The organism is Amycolatopsis sp. NPDC102522 (assembly GCF_055584485.1).
This window is the reverse complement of sequence record NZ_JBVJLY010000007.1, coordinates 263,207-278,991: the sequence shown is the minus strand read 5'-3', so window position 1 is coordinate 278,991 and position 15,785 is coordinate 263,207. Positions and strand designations below refer to the sequence as shown.

The following is a 15,785-nucleotide window of genomic DNA, read 5'->3' as shown; positions in this document are numbered from 1 at the left end:
TAGGGTGTTGTCCACAACGGGGTCAGCGATCCACAGCTTGGGCGCGAGGCCTGGAATTGTCGGTGGTCGCCCGTAGCGTCGGACCCGACAGCTCAGAACTGAATCAAGCCCTACCGGCTCAACCAACGAGGTGGACTCCATGGCACCAGCAGCACCCGACAAGGACAAGGCGCTCGAACTGGCCCTCGCCCAGATCGACAAGCAGTACGGCAAGGGCTCGGTCATGCGCCTCGGCGAAGAGGGCAGGGTGCCGATCGAGGTCATCCAGACCGGTGCCATCGCCCTCGACGTCGCGCTCGGGATCGGCGGCCTGCCCCGCGGCCGGGTCATCGAGATCTACGGTCCGGAGTCCTCCGGTAAGACCACCGTGGCGCTGCACGCGGTCGCCAACGCGCAGCGGAACGGCGGCATCGCCGCGTTCATCGACGCGGAGCACGCGCTGGACCCGGATTACGCCAAGAAGCTCGGCGTCGACACCGACGCGCTGCTGGTCTCCCAGCCGGACACCGGTGAGCAGGCGCTCGAGATCGCGGACATGCTGATCCGCTCCGGCGCGCTCGACATCCTGGTCATCGACTCGGTCGCCGCGCTCGTGCCGCGCGCCGAGATCGAGGGCGAGATGGGTGACAGTCACGTCGGTCTCCAGGCCCGGCTGATGAGCCAGGCGCTGCGGAAGATGACCGGTGCGATGAGCAACTCCGGCACCACCGCGATCTTCATCAACCAGCTGCGCGAGAAGATCGGCGTCATGTTCGGCTCCCCGGAGACCACCACCGGTGGTAAGGCGCTGAAGTTCTACGCGTCGGTCCGCCTGGACGTCCGCCGCATCGAGACGCTGAAGGACGGCGGCGAGCCCGTCGGTAACCGCACCCGCGTCAAGGTCGTGAAGAACAAGGTCGCGCCGCCCTTCAAGCAGGCCGAGTTCGACATCCTGTACGGCAAGGGAATCTCGCGCGAAGGCTCGCTGATCGACATGGGTGTCGACCAGGGCATCCTGCGCAAGTCCGGCGCCTGGTACACCTACGAGGGCGACCAGCTGGGCCAGGGCAAGGAGAACGCGCGCAAGTTCCTGCTCGAGAACCCGGACATCGCCAACGAGGTCGAGAAGCGCATCAAGGAGAAGCTCGGCATCGGCGCCGTCGTCGACGCCGAAGCCGCCCCCGCGCCGGTCGACTTCTAGAAGCCCCGGGACCCCGGCCGTCGTCGCGAGGCCGGGTGGATGACTTTCGACTGGAGTGAGAGCTGAATGCGTGCGCCCAAGGTGGATCCGGCGGAGCTGCCGCCGGACGAGCGGAGGAAGAAGGCCAAGGAGATCTGCTTCGATCTCCTGGCCGCGCGCCCGCGTTCCACGGACGAACTTCGTCAGGCGTTGAAGCACAAGGGCTTCGACGAGGAGACGACGGAGACCCTGCTCGGTAAGCTGGACCAGGCAGGGCTCATCAACGACGCCGAGTTCGCCGAAATGTGGGTTCGTTCCCGGCATGCCAACATGGGCCTGTCGCGGAACGCCCTCGTGACGGAACTCAAACGCAAAGGAATCGATGGGGATATCGCCGTCCAGGCCGCCGACGAGGTGGACCGAGAGGCAGAGGAGCAGCGCGCCCGAGAGCTGGTACGGAAGCGCATGCGCTCCTTGGGCAACGTCGACGAGCAGACGGCGATCCGCCGCTTGCTGGGCTTCCTCGCCCGCAAGGGCTATCCCCAAGGGCTGGCCTACACCGTGATCCGCGACGAACTCCGCGAGTTCGGCGCCGAAGCGGCTCTCCTGGACGACCCCGCCCTCGACTGAGCTTCCCTTCACGTGACCTGTCCACCGGCCGCGCGGGCCCACTTGCCCGCCGGCCGGTGTTCTGCGTTCATGAGGCGCAGGGCTCGTGAGTGGCAAGTCGCGTTCTAACGACACTTACCACTCACGACCACCCCGCCCCACCACACGTCCTGCGCCCTTGCCCACCTGAAGTACGTGAAGGTCCCCTTCATTGCGCCTAGCGCATTGAAGGGGGCCTTCACGTACTTGCCTTCGCGCGCGAAGGCCGACTTTCCTCCGCTGAGCCGAGGCAAAGGGCCCTTCACACACCTCCACCGTGACCAGTGCCAGAAGCGGCGATACCGGACGCCGGTGAAGGCCCCCTTTACTGCCGTCAGGGTAGGGAAGGAGGCCTTCACGGACGGGCCGCCTCCAGACAGCGCCCCCTCACCGTGGTCGTGAGTGGCAAGTGCTGTTCTAACCGTCTTCACCACTCACGACAACTTGGACGAGGCGCCCTCTCTCTTGAAGTCCGTGAAGGCCTCCTTTACTACCGTCAGGGTAGGCAAGGAGCCCTTCACGGACCTCCCGGCAAGGCTCTGACCAGCGCCGACGAGACCGATCAGGAATCAAGAAGCACCAGACACCCGCTGAGAAATAGCGTTACCGGCATGAACTTCATCGACGCCATCACCCTCGAAGTCACCGACACCGAGGCCGCCGAACGCTTCTACTCCACCGCCTTCGGTCTCGGCCCCGAGCTGCGCCTGCGGGCCTCGCAGGAGCCCTCCACCGGCTTCCGCGGCTACACCCTTTCCCTCACGGTTTCCCAGCCCGCCAACGTCGACGCGCTCATCGACGCCGCCCTCGCCGCCGGCGCGACCGTGATCAAGCCCGCCGCGAAGTCGATGTGGGGTTACGGCGGCACCGTCCAGGCCCCGGACGGCGCGATCTGGAAGATCGCCACCTCGGCGAAGAAGAACACCGGCCCGGCCACCCGCGAGATCGACGACATCGTCCTGCTGCTGGGGGTCGCCGACATCGTCGCGAGCAAGAAGTTCTACACCGAGCACGGTCTCACTGTCGGGAAGAGCTTCGGCCGCATGTACGTCGAGTTCGAGTCCGGTTCGGACCCGGTCAAGCTGGCGCTGTACCGGCGCAAGGCGCTGGCCAAGGACGCCGGCGTGGCCCCAGAGGGCGCCGGTTCGCACCGCATTGCGATCTGCGGCACCGCCCCGTTCACCGACCCGGACGGGTTCGCCTGGGAGAACTCCACCCTCGCCGCCCAGTCCTGATGTGCCATTACCGGATGCCCCCGCTCGCCGCTTATCAAGGAGAAAACACCATGAGCACCACGTACGAAGGATTCTCGGCCGAAGAGAAGGCCGCGATGAAGGAACACGCCCAAGACATGAAGAAGGCCGCGCGCCGTAGCTCGGCTGCCGACAAAGCAGTGGCAGCGGAGCAGGACGTGGTCGCGAAGATCGCCGAGATGGCCGACGAGGACCGGATGCTGGCCGAAATGGTCCACGCCGTCGTGAAGGCGAACGCTCCGATGCTCGCACCGAAGCTCTGGTACGGACAGCCCGCGTATGCGCTGGACGGAAAGCTCGTCTGCTTCTTCCAGGCGGCGGCCAAATTCAAGACGCGGTACGCGACGCTCGGTTTCAACGAAGCGGCCCAGCTGGACGACGGCGAGATGTGGGCGACAGCCTTCGCGCTGACCGCGGCCACCCCCGCGGTGAAGAAGCGCATCGCCGCTCTGGTGAAGCAGGCCGTCAGCTAAGAGTGGCAATGCGCTTTACCGCGTGATTGGCCACTCCCGCCCCGGTAAAAGAACCCTAGGCTCGGGTGGATCACTGGGAGGGTCACATGATCAGCATCGAGCCACTGAAGCCCGAAGACCGCGAAGCCTGGGAAAGCCTGTTCCGCGCGTACATCGCTTTCTACGAACGTGTTGCGCCCCAAGAGGTCTACGACCGCGCCTGGCGCGAATTCTCGACCGGGGAGCGGATGCACGCGCTCGGGGCCCGGCTGGACGGCGAGCTCGTCGGGATCGTGCACTTCCTGGTGCACCCCAGCACTTCCGCGCTCACCGACGTCTGTTACCTGCAGGACCTGTTCACCGAACCGGAAGCCAGGGGCAAAGGCGCCGCGAGGGCCTTGATCGAGGCTGTCGCCGGCTGGGCGCGCGACCGCGAGTACGACCGCGTTTACTGGCACACCAAGGAATCCAACGCCACCGCGCGCCGCCTGTACGACCGGGTCGCGATCAACCGGGGTTTCATCCAGTACCAGCTCCCGCTCTGAAAGCCGTGAAGGCCACCTCCGCGAAGGCGGCCTTCACGAAAAGGATCAGAGCTTCGAAGCCTCCGCCGCGAAGGCTTCGATCTTCCCGAAGTCCTTGGCCGCCAACGCGTCCTTCGGCGTCAGCCACGAACCACCGATGCAGCCCACATTGGATAGTGCGAGGTAGTCCGGCGCGGTCTTCACGGTGATCCCGCCGGTCGGGCAGAACCGCAGCCCGGGCAGCGGCCCGCCGATCGACTTCAGGTACGCCACACCGCCGCTGGCTTCGGCGGGGAAGAACTTCAGCGCGGTCAGCCCGCGTTCGGCCAGCCGCATCGCCTCCGAAACCGTGCTCGCGCCCGGCAGGAACGGCAGGCCGGTGTCGAAAGCGGCGTCCAGGACCGAGTCCGTGCAGCCCGGCGTGACGAGGAACTTCGCGCCGGCGTCGGCGGCCTGCTTGGCGTGCTCGGGCGCGGTGACCGTCCCGGCGCCGATGACGATCTCCGGGACCTCCGCGGCGATCCGCTCGATGGAGGCGAGTGCCGCCGGGGTGCGCAGGGTCAGCTCGATCACGCCGATCCCGCCCGCGAGCAGGGCCCGCGCGGTGGGCACCGCGTCGGCGGCGTCGTCGAGCACTACGACGGGCATCACGGGGGACAGGCCGAGCAGGTCCGCGCCGGTGGTCACTGGGTTACCTCCACAGGGTTCAACGTGTGCGCCGGAGCGCCGAAGTGTTCCGGCGTGAGCGGTCCGAACACGCTCGCGCCCTGATCGGCGGGGCCGACCGCGCGGCGCAGCGCCGCGAACAGCTCCCGGCCGGTGCCGGTCCAGGATGCCTCCGAAGGCGGGGAGTCCACCAGTTCACGGCGGGCGAGTTCTTCGTCACCCACGAAGACGTCGAGTGTCCCGGCCCTGGCGTCGAGGCGGACGACGTCGCCGTCGGCGATCCGCGCGATCGGGCCGCCCACTGCGGCTTCCGGGGTCACCTGGATCGCCGCCGGGATCTTGCCGGACGCGCCGGACATCCGGCCGTCGGTGAGCAACGCCACCTGGTGCCCGCGGTCCATCAGCACCCCCAGCGCCGGGGTGAGCCCGTGCAGTTCCGGCATCCCGTTGGCCTGCGGGCCCTGCTGCCGGATGACCACGACGACGTCGCGGTCCAGCTCGCCGGCCTCGAAAGCGTCCTTGAAGGACTTCTGGTCGGTGAACACCCGCGCCGGGGCCTGGACGATCCGGTGCTCCGGGGCCACCGCCGACACCTTGATCACCGCGCGGCCGAGGTTGCCCGCGACCATCCGCAGCCCGCCGTCGGCAGCGAAGGGACGCCACGCCGGGCGGAGGACGTCCTCGTCGAGGCTGTGCGTCGGGACGTCCCGCCAGACCAGTTCGCCGTCGGAGAGGATCGGCTCCTGCCGGTAGCGGTGCAGTCCCGGTCCGGCGACGGTCTGGACGTCCTCGTGCAGCAGACCGGCGTCGAGCAGCGTGCCGACCAGGAACTGGATGCCCCCGGCGGCGTGGAAGTGGTTGATGTCCGCGCTGCCGTTCGGGTACACGCGGGCCAGCAGCGGGATCACCGACGACAGGTCGGAGAAGTCGTCCCAGGTCAGCTGGATGCCCGCGGCCGCGGCGATCGCGACGAGGTGCATCGTGTGGTTGGTCGAGCCGCCGGTGGCGAGCAGCGCGATGACGCCGTTGACGACGGCCTTCTCGTCGATCACCCGCGAGACCGGCGTGTACTCCTCGCCGCGCGACAGCTTCACGACGCGGCGTCCGGCCTCTTCGGTGAGTACGCGCCGCAGCGGCGAGTTCGGCTGCACGAAGCTGGCGCCCGGCAGGTGCAGGCCCATCACCTCGACGACCATCTGGTTCGAGTTGGCTGTGCCGTAGAAGGTGCACGTCCCCGCTGAGTGGTACGAAGCCGCTTCGGCGTCCAGCAGGTCTTCACGGGTCGCCTTGCCCTCGGCGTAGAGCTGGCGCACGCGCGCCTTCTCCTTGTTCGGCAGGCCCGAGTTCATCGGCCCGGCGGGCACCAGGATCGCCGGGAGATGCCCGAACGACAGCGCGCCGATCAGCAGGCCGGGCACGATCTTGTCGCAGACGCCGAGCAGCAGCGCCGCGTCGAACATGTCGTGCGAGAGCGCGATCGCGGTCGACATCGCGATCACCTCGCGGCTGAACAGCGACAGCTCCATCCCCGGGCGGCCCTGCGTGACGCCGTCGCACATCGCGGGCACGCCGCCGGCGAACTGGGCCACGCCGCCCGCCTGGCGGACCGACCCCTTCAGCATCGCGGGGTACTCCTGCATCGGCTGGTGGGCCGAAAGCATGTCGTTGTAGGACGAGACGATCGCGACGCCCGGCGCCCGCACGGCGCGCAGTGCCGCTTTGTCGACACCTTCCATGGCGGCGAAGCCGTGGGCGAGGTTGCTGCAGTCGAGGCCTCGCCGCATCGGCCCTTCTTCGTGGGCGGCGGAGACGCGCTCGAGGTACGCGGCGCGGGTCCCGGCGCTGCGGGCGGCGACGCGCTCGGTGACTTCGGCGATGATGGGGTGGACGTTCGGGGCGGTGCTCATTGTCCGGCTCCGGATCACTGATCGTGGTGGTCCGCGGGACGGCAACGCTGACGTCGCTGGGTCGTGACAGTGGCCACAGTAACCCAGGGGAAAGCCCGGATCAAAATCGATACAGAAGATCGACTCGCGTGACCTCCGTCACGTCACTGGGTTCTACTGTGCTACTTGTCACATTGCACAACGCGCGGCAGAGTCGAGACGGCGAGGAATCGCTTGCCTTCGAAGGCTCAAGCGGCCAACCGAACCGACCATCGGGAGGTACCGATGTCCACCACAGAGATCGCCGAGCTTCGGCGAGCCATCGGTCAGTTGAGGCAGTGCGTCGGCGCACTGCGGTCCCGATACGGCGACGCCTCGGCGGTGAAGCGCCTGGCGAACGACGTGGAGCGTCTCGACATCGACGCGACCGACCTCGACACGACCCCGCACGCCGTCCCGGCGCAGGCGAAAGCCGCCGAACGTGTCCCTGTCCCCGACACGCCTTACGACCCGGCGCTGTGGCACGGCGCCGATGACGAGGGTGTCGGCGGCTACAAGCGCGACCAGCGGTGAGCGCCCCCGCCGGCAAGAAGGCCGGACGGGGTACGGGGGTCCACGCACCGACGCGGGCCCGGATCGCCGAACGAACGCTGCGCACCGACCGGTGGTGGCTCTCCCCGCTGCTGACCGTCCTCGGCCTCTCCACCTTCATCATCTACGCGACGATCAGGGCCTTCGTGCGCACCGCGTACTGGGTGCCCGAGTACCACTACCTGACGCCGTTCTACTCGCCCTGCGTCTCGGAATCCTGCGTCGAAGGCTCCCGGCATTTCGGGGCCTGGTTCGGTGAACTGCCGGGCTTCATCCCGCTCGGCTTCCTCGTGCTGCCGTTCCTGCTGGGCTTCCGGCTGACCTGCTACTACTACCGCAAGGCCTACTACCGGGCCGTCTGGTTCTCGCCGCCCGCGTGCGCGGTCGCCGAACCGCACGCGAAGTACACCGGGGAGACCCGGCTGCCGCTGATCATCCAGAACGTCCACCGCTACTTCTTCTACGTGGCCGTGGTCGTCTCGCTGGTCAACACCTACGACGCGATCACCGCGTTCCACGGCATCGACGGCGGGTTCGGTTTCGGGCTCGGCAACATCGTGCTGCTCGGCAACGTGGTCTTGTTGTGGGCGTACACGTTGTCGTGCCACTCGTGCCGGCACGTGACCGGCGGCAGGCTCAAGCACTTCTCGAAACATCCGGTCCGCTACTGGATCTGGACCCAGATCACGAAGCTCAACACCCGCCACATGGCGCTGGCGTGGACGACGCTCGGCACGCTCGTGCTGACCGACCTCTACGTGATGCTCGTCGCCAGCGGCGCGATTTCGGATCTGCGGTTCATCAACTAGCGGCGCGGGAATCTCCCGTCCCCGGCGACAAGCTTTGAGGTGGCTCTTTCTATGACCGAGGTCGAACGGCTCAACTATGACGTGGTGGTGATCGGTGCCGGCGGCGCCGGTCTCCGCGCGGTCATCGAAGCCCGTGAACGCGGCTTCAGCGTCGCGGTGGTGTGCAAATCGCTGTTCGGCAAGGCGCACACGGTGATGGCCGAAGGCGGCTGCGCGGCGTCGATGGGCAACGCGAACTCGAACGACAACTGGCAGGTGCACTTCCGCGACACCATGCGCGGCGGGAAGTTCCTCAACAACTGGCGGATGGCCGAACTCCATGCCAGGGAGGCACCGGACCGGGTCTGGGAACTGGAGACCTACGGCGCGCTGTTCGACCGCACCGCCGACGGCCGGATCAGCCAGCGCAACTTCGGCGGGCACACGTATCCGCGGCTGGCGCACGTCGGCGACCGGACCGGGCTCGAGCTGATCCGCACGATGCAGCAGAAGATCGTTTCGCTGCAACAAGAGGACTTCAAGGAGACCGGCGACTACGAGGCGAGGATCAAGGTCTTCGCCGAATGCACGATCACCGAGCTGCTGACCGATGGCCCGGGTCCGGGTGCCCCGGATGGGCGGAGCCGGATCTCGGGCGCCTTCGGGTACTGGCGCGAGAGCGGCCGGTTCATCCTGTTCGAGACGCCGGCGGTGGTGCTGGCCACCGGCGGCATCGGGAAGTCGTTCAAGGTCACCTCGAACTCGTGGGAGTACACCGGTGACGGGCACGCGCTGGCGCTGCGGGCCGGGGCGACGCTCATCAACATGGAGTTCGTCCAGTTCCACCCGACGGGCATGGTCTGGCCGCCGAGTGTGAAGGGGATCCTCGTCACCGAAGGCGTCCGTGGTGACGGCGGGGTCCTCAAGAACACCGAGGACAGGCGGTTCATGTTCGAGTACGTCCCAGACGTCTTCAAGGGGCAGTACGCGGACAGCGAGGAAGAAGCCGACCGCTGGTACACCGACCAGGAGAAGAACCGGCGCACCCCGGACCTGCTGCCGCGCGACGAGGTGGCGCGCGCGATCAACTCCGAGGTCAAGGCGGGCCGGGGGTCACCGCACGGCGGGGTCTTCCTCGACATCGCCAGCAGGCTGCCCGCGGAGGAGATCCGCAAGCGGCTGCCGTCGATGTACCACCAGTTCAAGGAACTCGCCGACGTCGACATCACCAAGGAGCCGATGGAGGTAGGCCCGACCTGTCACTACGTGATGGGCGGGATCGAGGTCGACCCGGACACCGCGTCGTCGAGCGTGCCGGGGCTGTTCGCCGCCGGTGAGTGCTCGGGTGGCATGCACGGATCGAACCGGCTCGGCGGCAACTCGCTCTCGGATCTGCTCGTCTTCGGCCGCCGGGCGGGGCTCGGTGCCGCGTCCTACGTCGCGGAACTGACCGACCGCCCCAAGGTCAGTCAGTCCGATGTGGACGCCGCCGCGACGATGGCGCTCGCGCCGTTCGACCCGCCGGGCGACGGTGTCGAGGAGAACCCGTACAGCCTGCACACCGAACTGCAGCAGTCGATGAACGACCTGGTCGGCATCATCCGCAAGTCGGAGGAGATCGAGCGGGCGCTGGAGAAGCTCGGGGAGCTGCGCGAGCGGATCAAGCGGGTCACCGTCGAAGGGCACCGGCAGTTCAACCCCGGCTGGCACCTCGCCGTCGACCTGCGGAACATGCTGATGGTCAGCGAATGCGTCGCCAGGGCCGCGCTCACCAGGACCGAGAGCCGGGGCGGCCACACGCGGGACGACCATCCGGGCATGGATTCCCAGTGGCGCAACAAACTCCTGGTCTGCTCGGCCGCGCCGGGCGAGAACCCGGTGGTGCCGGACATCGACATCGAGGTCAAGGCGCAGCTCCCGCTGCGGCAGGACCTGCTGGAGTTGTTCGAGCTGTCCGAGCTGGGGAAGTACTACACCGACGAAGAACTGACTTCGCACCCCGGGAGTCCGGCATGAGCTACAAGGCGAGTTTCCGGGTCTGGCGCGGCGACGCCGACTCGGGTGAGCTGCAGGACTACAGCGTCGAGGTCAACGAGGGCGAGGTCGTCCTCGACATCATCCACCGGCTGCAGGCCACCCAGGCCTCGGATCTGGCGGTGCGGTGGAACTGCAAGGCGGGCAAATGCGGTTCGTGCTCGGCGGAGATCAACGGCAAACCGCGGCTGCTGTGCATGACCCGGATGTCGACCTTCACCGAGGACGAGGTCATCACCGTGACGCCGATGCGGACGTTCCCGGTGATCCGCGACCTCGTGACCGACGTGTCGTTCAACTACACCAAGGCCCGCGAGATCCCGTCGTTCACCCCGCCAGCGGACCTGAAGCCGGGGGAGTACCGGATGCAGCAGGTCGACGTCGAGCGCTCGCAGGAGTTCCGCAAGTGCATCGAATGCTTCCTGTGCCAGAACACCTGCCACGTGGTCCGCGACCACGAGGAGAACAAGGAGTCCTTCGCCGGGCCTCGGTACCTGATGCGGATCGCCGAACTCGAAATGCACCCCCTCGACGTCGCCGACCGGCGTGACGAGGCGCAGGAGGAACACGGGCTCGGCTACTGCAACATCACCAAGTGCTGTTCGGACGTGTGCCCGGAGGGCATCCACATCACCGACAACGCGCTGATCCCGATGAAGGAACGCGTCGCGGACCGGAAGTACGACCCCATCGTGTGGCTGGGGAACAAGCTGTTCCGCCGGGACAAGTAGCCGATCGTCACGCGGGTCGTGAGTGGTGACTCGGCTTATTGAGGGGTAAGGCAAACCTGGCGTGTTTGTGGCCGGTGTCGGTGACTCTGCGCGACACCGGGCCTGTGGCGTCGACTGTGTGGATTTTGGTGCGTTGGATGACCAGAAATCCACACAGTCCTGTCGTGACCGGACCGGTCACGACAGTCGGACAGGGAGGGTGTGTGGAAATAGGGACGTTGAGCGTCCCTATTTCCACACACCCCTCACCCTGAGTAACAACACGCGCCCTCCTCGACCCGACACCTTTGCCTTACCCCTCAATAACCCGAATCACCACTCACGACCACCTGAACCGGCCTGTTTCGCCGAGCCCGAATGCGTAACTCGCGTGATCAGACGGCGAACTCGTGTGATCAGACGGACGACACGCTCGCGGTAGGGGTCTGCCGCGTGTCGTCCCTTCAGACACACGGATCCCTGGTGGTAGTGGGTATCCGGAAGACGGTGGGCTCTAAGCCTCTTCACCATTCACGACCCCGTCGGAAGTAAAAGAAATTGACCATCATCGGGTGGTCACGCAAGATGGGCTCATACACCGATCGAGGGAGTGCGAATGACGAACATGATGTGGCGACGTGAGTGCGCCGACGCATGTCCGGCTCGTCTCGGCATGGTGGAAAAGAACGGCTCCCCGCCGTCGTAGTGATACGACGTCGCTTGTGTGGAGCCGCCCTTCGGGAAACCGAACGGGCGGCTTTTTCGTGATGAACCCTTGTAGCTCAACGGAAAGAGTACGGCGCTACGAACGCCGGGGTCCAGGTTCGATTCCTGGCAGGGGTACTTCTGGAACGCGGCATTCCGGTGCGCAGTGTGCGCCGGAATGCGTTCCAGGCCAAACCCCCGGCACGGCGGGGAAACCTGTTCCGTCGTACCGGTGCGGCGGTGTGGGCTCCGTGCGGTTCACACCGCCAGACGCGCACGGTCCGGCGACCGGCCGGGATTCATAGCCCCGGCCAGCCTGGCTCGACACCAGGGTGCGCGACTCAGGCCACCTTGCGGGCGCTGTGCACGTCGCCGCTTTCGTGGCGGTGCAGCACGATGTCCTGGAAACCGTTGGCCCGCAGGGCTTCTTCCAGGGGCAGGCCGTTCGTGGCCACGACGACGAGCAGCCCGCCCGTCACCAGGCTTGCGGCGACCCGGCCGAGATGGCCGGGGGAGTCCAGCAGGGCCACGACGACGTCGAAAGCTCCCATCACCGGCAGCCGGGCGAACTGGTGGACCTCGTAGGAGATCCCGAGGGGGTCGCGTTCCTCTTCGCGTTGCGCGACCGCGATCAGCGCCTGATCCGCGTCGACCCCGACCACCCGGCGAGCGCCGTCGCCGCGGAACAGTCGGGGAAAGCGGCCATCGCCGCACCCGACGACCAGGACCGACCTGCCCGCCAGGTCCGGTAGCGCTTCGAGCAACGCCGCGGCCTGGTCCGCCATACGGCCGACGCTAGTCGACCGGACCGCCGTCACGACAGGACCAACAGGCCTATCCCGGAATACACGAAGGCCCCCTTCCTGTACCTAGGCGCAAGGAAGGGGGCCTTCATGTATTTCTCCGGAGCTAGACCGCCCCGCCGCTCGCGTCGTCGCGAGTGAGGACGACGTTCGACGCCGCCGCAGTGACCGGCTTGGCACCGCGTGGCGCCTTCTTCCGCCGGGCCAGCTTGTTCTCCAGCCAGCTCGCGAACTTGGTCAGGAGCAGGTTCAGCACGATGAAGATGATCGCGACGACGATCAGCGTCGGGATCGTGTTGCTGTAGAGACCGGTGAGCGGCCCGGAAGCCCGGATCAGCTCGTCGAAACCGATGGTCAGCTGACCGGCCAGCGCGGTGTCCTTCAGGATGACGACCAGCTGGCTGACCAGCGCGGGCAGCATCAGCGTGACGGCCTGCGGAAGCAGGACGTTGATCATCGTCTGGGTCTTGCGCAGGCCCAGCGCGGACGAGGCCTCGGCCTGCCCCTTGGGCAGCGCCAGGATGCCCGCACGGAACACCTCGGCCATGACCGAGCCGTTGTAGAGCACCAGGCCCGTCACCGCGGCGAACAGCGGGCGGATCTCCGCGTCGATGCCCGTGTAGAACGAGTAGAACGCGGCGGCGAAGACCATCAGCAGCAGCACCGGGATCGCCCGGAAGAACTCGACGATCCAGCTGACCGGCAGCCGGATCCATTTGTGCTCGGACAGCCGGCCGATGCCCAGCAGCGCACCGATCGGCAGCGCGATCACGATCGAGAGCCCGGCCGCCTTCAGCGTGTTGAGCAGGCCGGGAAGCAGGAACTGCGTCCACGTCGCACCGTCGACGAAAGGCTTCCAGAGCGCGCCCGCCCACTGCCCCTTCTCGTCGAAGCCGGTGTAGACGAGGTAGATCACCAGCGCCAGGACGAGCACGAAAAGCACGCTGTAGAGCCAGTTCCGTGCTCGTGCCTTCGGGCCGGGGGCGTCGTAAAGGACAGCCTGTGTGCTCATCGCTTGACCTCGACCTTCTTGGCGACCCAGCCCAGCAGCAGACCGAGGGGGAGGACCAGGATGACGAACCCGACGGCGAAGATGAGGAAGACCAGCAGCAGCGAGTCGGACTCGTTCTCGATCATGTCCGACATCAGCAGCGAAGCCTCGGCGACACCGATGATCGAGGCGACCGTGGTGTTCTTCAGCAAGGCGATCATGACGTTGGTCAGCGGCGCGATCACCGACCGGAACGCCTGCGGCAGCACGATCAGCGTCAGCACCTGCAGGAAGCCGAGACCGAGTGCGCGGGCCGCTTCCGCCTGGCCGACCGGGACGGTGTTGATGCCCGATCGCAGCGATTCACAGACGAACGTGGCGGTGTAGGCGATGAAGCCGAGGATCGCGAGCCGGAAGGCGTTGTCCTCCAGCGACGTCGTCGACTCCGACGAGGCCAGGTTGATCCCCAGGGTGGAGGACAATCCCAGCGACGTGAAGACGATGATCACCGTCAGCGGGGTGTTCCGGAAGATGTTGACGTAGGCGGTGCCGAACGCCCGCATGATCGGAACCGGGCTGACCCGCATCCCCACCAGGATCGTCCCCCAGATCAGGGAACCGATGGCGGAGAAGAAGGTCAGCTTGATCGTCATCCAGAAGGCGCCGAGCAAGTCGTAATTGGGATTGTCGAGGAAATCGAACAAGGTGCTCAACCCAGCCTCGGTATGGGAACGGTGCGCCGCGGTACACGGCGCACCGTTCGATTCCTTCAGTTCAGCGGCTCAGTGAGCCGGGTGTCAGGAGATGGCCGGGGGCTCCGGGATCTTGTAGCCCGACGGACCGACGTTCTTCTCCAGAGCGGCCTTCCACGCGCCGTCCTGCTGCATCTTCTTGATCGCGTTGTTGATCGCGGTGACGCTCTCGGTGTCGTCCTTCTTCAGACCGACGCCGTACTTCTCGTCGGTGAAGCCCTTGCCGACCAGCTTCAGCTTGCCGGGCTGCTGCGAGGCGTAGCCGGCGAGGATCACGTCATCGGTGGTCATCGCGTCGACGGTCTTGTTGAGCAGCGAGGTGACGCAGTCGGTGTACTTGCCGCGCTCTTCGAGCTGAACTTCCTTGGCGTACTTTTCCTTGACGTTCTGCGCCGGGGTGGAACCCTTGACCGAGCAGAGCTTCTTGTTGCCGGTCAGCGACTCCGGGCCGGTGATGTCGGCGGTGTCGGCCCGCACGAGCAGGTCCTGGTGCGCGATGAAGTACGGGCCCGCGAAGGACACGTCGTTCTTGCGCTTGTCGGTGATCGAGTAGGTGGCGACGATGAAGTCGACCTCACCCTTCTTGATCAGGTCCTCACGCTGCGCGGACTGCGCTTCCTTCCACGTGATCCCCGACTCTTCGACGCCGAGCTCCTTGGCGATGTACTTCGCCACGTCGACGTCGAACCCGGCGTAGCTGCCGTCCTGCTGCTTCTGGCCGAGGCCCGGCTGGTCGAACTTGATGCCGATGGTCAGCTTCTTGTCGTTCTTGGCCTTCGCCACCAGGTTCTTGGCGCCGCTGGAGCCGCTGCCGGCGTCGGACCCGCCGCCGCCACAGGCGGACAGGGCGAGACCGGCCGCCACGACGGCCGCGCTCATTCGCAGAACTCGGTTCAACCGCATTGTTCTCAGTTTCCTTCCGGATCTTGTCCAGCCACAACCGGCCGGCGGGGAAGTCCTCAGTGGGTCAGGATCTTGCCGAGGAAGTCCTTGGCACGGTCCGTCTTCGGCTTGGTGAAGAAGTCGTCCGGGGTGGAGTCCTCGACGATCTCGCCGTCGGACATGAACACCACCCTGTTCGCCGCGCGCCGCGCGAAGCCCATCTCGTGGGTGACGACGAGCATCGTCATCCCGTCCTTCGCGAGCGTGGTCATCACGTCGAGGACCTCCTGGACCATTTCCGGGTCCAGTGCCGAGGTCGGCTCGTCGAACAGCATCACCTTGGGGCGCATGGCCAGCGCGCGGGCGATCGCCACGCGCTGCTGCTGCCCGCCGGAAAGCTGCGCCGGGTACTTGTCGGCCTGGTTGGCGATGCCGACGCGTTCGAGCAGGTCCATCGCGGTCTTGCGGGCTTCGGCCGAGTTGGTCTTGCGGACCTTCATCGGCGCGAGCATGACGTTCTCGACGATCGTCTTGTGCGCGAACAGGTTGAACGACTGGAACACCATGCCGACGTCGGCGCGCAGCGCGGCCAGCGCCTTTCCTTCGGCGGGCAGCGGAACACCGTCCACCGCGATCTCACCGGAGTTGATGGGTTCCAGCCGGTTGATCGCCCGGCACAGTGTCGACTTGCCAGACCCGGACGGCCCGAGCACGACCACGACCTGCCCACGCGGCACCTCGAGGTTGATCTCCTTGAGCACGTGCAGGTCGCCGAAGTACTTGTTCACGGCGGCCGCCTTGATCATCGGCGCCGCCACCTCCGCGGTCATCTGGCCTCCAGGAGCGTTCGTTTGCAGGGGACTGCGGGGTCAGGCACCACGCGATGGCGGAAACCTACTCCCGTCGGACCGCTTGTAAAGACGGCTTGACCAATACTTAGG

16 protein-coding genes and 1 tRNA gene are annotated in these 15,785 nt (G+C 66.6%); 10 read left to right on the top strand and 7 right to left on the bottom strand.

Annotated elements, in window-relative coordinates:
- Positions 1-139: 139 nt before the first annotated feature.
- From recA to ACZ6YV_RS19685, 5 genes are all read left to right on the top strand, one after another.
- Positions 140-1,180 (top strand): recombinase RecA, encoded by a 1,041-nt coding sequence (gene recA / locus ACZ6YV_RS19705; RefSeq protein ID WP_061984048.1) that lies wholly within the window; start codon positions 140-142, stop codon positions 1,178-1,180.
- Between the two features lie 81 nt (positions 1,181-1,261).
- Positions 1,262-1,789, top strand: coding sequence for a regulatory protein RecX (locus ACZ6YV_RS19700; RefSeq protein ID WP_378246175.1), 528 nt, complete (start codon positions 1,262-1,264; stop codon positions 1,787-1,789).
- 629 nt (positions 1,790-2,418) lie between these two features.
- Positions 2,419-3,042, top strand: coding sequence for a VOC family protein (locus ACZ6YV_RS19695; protein WP_465510951.1), 624 nt, complete (start codon positions 2,419-2,421; stop codon positions 3,040-3,042).
- A 50-nt stretch (positions 3,043-3,092) separates the two neighbouring features.
- Positions 3,093-3,533 carry an iron chaperone gene (locus ACZ6YV_RS19690; RefSeq protein ID WP_465510950.1) on the top strand — a complete coding sequence of 147 codons (441 nt, stop codon included), beginning with the start codon at positions 3,093-3,095 and terminating at the stop codon, positions 3,531-3,533.
- An 86-nt stretch (positions 3,534-3,619) separates the two neighbouring features.
- Complete coding sequence (locus ACZ6YV_RS19685; RefSeq protein WP_465510949.1) at positions 3,620-4,057, top strand: GNAT family N-acetyltransferase; 438 nt, start codon at positions 3,620-3,622, stop codon at positions 4,055-4,057.
- Positions 4,058-4,102: 45 nt separating this feature from the next.
- On the opposite strand, the gene eda is transcribed toward ACZ6YV_RS19685, so the two are convergent.
- Positions 4,103-4,723: a bifunctional 4-hydroxy-2-oxoglutarate aldolase/2-dehydro-3-deoxy-phosphogluconate aldolase gene (eda, locus tag ACZ6YV_RS19680; protein ID WP_005164729.1), complete on the bottom strand. Its 621-nt coding sequence runs from the start codon at positions 4,721-4,723 to the stop codon at positions 4,103-4,105.
- The gene (gene edd, locus ACZ6YV_RS19675; RefSeq protein ID WP_465510948.1) at positions 4,720-6,609 is read right to left on the bottom strand and encodes a phosphogluconate dehydratase; all 1,890 of its coding nucleotides are present in this window, start codon (positions 6,607-6,609) and stop codon (positions 4,720-4,722) included. The genes eda and edd overlap by 4 nt, the downstream gene beginning before the upstream one ends.
- 264 nt (positions 6,610-6,873) lie before the next feature.
- Between edd and ACZ6YV_RS19670 the strand changes: the two genes are divergently transcribed.
- The 5 genes from ACZ6YV_RS19670 to ACZ6YV_RS19650 all read left to right on the top strand — a co-directional run bounded on the left by ACZ6YV_RS19670 (position 6,874) and on the right by ACZ6YV_RS19650 (position 11,554).
- Positions 6,874-7,161 (top strand): hypothetical protein, encoded by a 288-nt coding sequence (locus ACZ6YV_RS19670; RefSeq protein WP_378246133.1) that lies wholly within the window; start codon positions 6,874-6,876, stop codon positions 7,159-7,161.
- On the top strand, positions 7,158-7,988 hold the full coding sequence (locus ACZ6YV_RS19665; protein WP_465510947.1) for a hypothetical protein: 831 nt from the start codon (positions 7,158-7,160) through the stop codon (positions 7,986-7,988). The genes ACZ6YV_RS19670 and ACZ6YV_RS19665 overlap by 4 nt, the downstream gene beginning before the upstream one ends.
- 51 nt (positions 7,989-8,039) lie before the next feature.
- Entirely contained in the window at positions 8,040-9,983 is a 1,944-nt protein-coding gene (locus tag ACZ6YV_RS19660; RefSeq protein WP_465510946.1) for a fumarate reductase/succinate dehydrogenase flavoprotein subunit, read from the top strand.
- On the top strand, positions 9,980-10,732 hold the full coding sequence (locus ACZ6YV_RS19655; protein ID WP_378246139.1) for a succinate dehydrogenase/fumarate reductase iron-sulfur subunit: 753 nt from the start codon (positions 9,980-9,982) through the stop codon (positions 10,730-10,732). The genes ACZ6YV_RS19660 and ACZ6YV_RS19655 overlap by 4 nt, the downstream gene beginning before the upstream one ends.
- A 750-nt stretch (positions 10,733-11,482) precedes the next feature.
- Positions 11,483-11,554, top strand: a tRNA-Arg gene (locus ACZ6YV_RS19650).
- Positions 11,555-11,757: 203 nt separating this feature from the next.
- On the opposite strand, the gene ACZ6YV_RS19645 is transcribed toward ACZ6YV_RS19650, so the two are convergent.
- The 5 genes from ACZ6YV_RS19645 to ACZ6YV_RS19625 form a co-directional block, all read right to left on the bottom strand.
- On the bottom strand, positions 11,758-12,201 hold the full coding sequence (locus ACZ6YV_RS19645) for a class I SAM-dependent methyltransferase (RefSeq protein WP_465510945.1): 444 nt from the start codon (positions 12,199-12,201) through the stop codon (positions 11,758-11,760).
- Between the two features lie 124 nt (positions 12,202-12,325).
- On the bottom strand, positions 12,326-13,231 hold the full coding sequence (locus tag ACZ6YV_RS19640) for an amino acid ABC transporter permease (RefSeq protein WP_465510944.1): 906 nt from the start codon (positions 13,229-13,231) through the stop codon (positions 12,326-12,328).
- The gene (locus ACZ6YV_RS19635) at positions 13,228-13,923 is read right to left on the bottom strand and encodes an amino acid ABC transporter permease (protein WP_465510943.1); all 696 of its coding nucleotides are present in this window, start codon (positions 13,921-13,923) and stop codon (positions 13,228-13,230) included. The genes ACZ6YV_RS19640 and ACZ6YV_RS19635 overlap by 4 nt, the downstream gene beginning before the upstream one ends.
- An 84-nt stretch (positions 13,924-14,007) precedes the next feature.
- Positions 14,008-14,865 (bottom strand): glutamate ABC transporter substrate-binding protein, encoded by an 858-nt coding sequence (locus tag ACZ6YV_RS19630; protein WP_465510942.1) that lies wholly within the window; start codon positions 14,863-14,865, stop codon positions 14,008-14,010.
- 56 nt (positions 14,866-14,921) lie between these two features.
- Positions 14,922-15,650 carry an amino acid ABC transporter ATP-binding protein gene (locus ACZ6YV_RS19625; RefSeq protein WP_465511031.1) on the bottom strand — a complete coding sequence of 243 codons (729 nt, stop codon included), beginning with the start codon at positions 15,648-15,650 and terminating at the stop codon, positions 14,922-14,924.
- Positions 15,651-15,785 lie beyond the last annotated feature (135 nt).

Coding starts and splice junctions, on each gene's coding strand:
- recA (WP_061984048.1), top strand. CDS start 140: ATGGCACCAGCAGCACCCGACAAGGACAAGGCGCTCGAACTGGCCCTC.
- ACZ6YV_RS19695 (WP_465510951.1), top strand. CDS start 2,419: ATGAACTTCATCGACGCCATCACCCTCGAAGTCACCGACACCGAGGCC.
- ACZ6YV_RS19690 (WP_465510950.1), top strand. CDS start 3,093: ATGAGCACCACGTACGAAGGATTCTCGGCCGAAGAGAAGGCCGCGATG.
- ACZ6YV_RS19685 (WP_465510949.1), top strand. CDS start 3,620: ATGATCAGCATCGAGCCACTGAAGCCCGAAGACCGCGAAGCCTGGGAA.
- edd (WP_465510948.1), bottom strand. CDS start 6,609: ATGAGCACCGCCCCGAACGTCCACCCCATCATCGCCGAAGTCACCGAG.
- ACZ6YV_RS19670 (WP_378246133.1), top strand. CDS start 6,874: ATGTCCACCACAGAGATCGCCGAGCTTCGGCGAGCCATCGGTCAGTTG.
- ACZ6YV_RS19660 (WP_465510946.1), top strand. CDS start 8,040: ATGACCGAGGTCGAACGGCTCAACTATGACGTGGTGGTGATCGGTGCC.
- ACZ6YV_RS19655 (WP_378246139.1), top strand. CDS start 9,980: ATGAGCTACAAGGCGAGTTTCCGGGTCTGGCGCGGCGACGCCGACTCG.
- ACZ6YV_RS19645 (WP_465510945.1), bottom strand. CDS start 12,201: ATGGCGGACCAGGCCGCGGCGTTGCTCGAAGCGCTACCGGACCTGGCG.
- ACZ6YV_RS19640 (WP_465510944.1), bottom strand. CDS start 13,231: ATGAGCACACAGGCTGTCCTTTACGACGCCCCCGGCCCGAAGGCACGA.
- ACZ6YV_RS19630 (WP_465510942.1), bottom strand. CDS start 14,865: ATGCGGTTGAACCGAGTTCTGCGAATGAGCGCGGCCGTCGTGGCGGCC.
- ACZ6YV_RS19625 (WP_465511031.1), bottom strand. CDS start 15,650: ATGATCAAGGCGGCCGCCGTGAACAAGTACTTCGGCGACCTGCACGTG.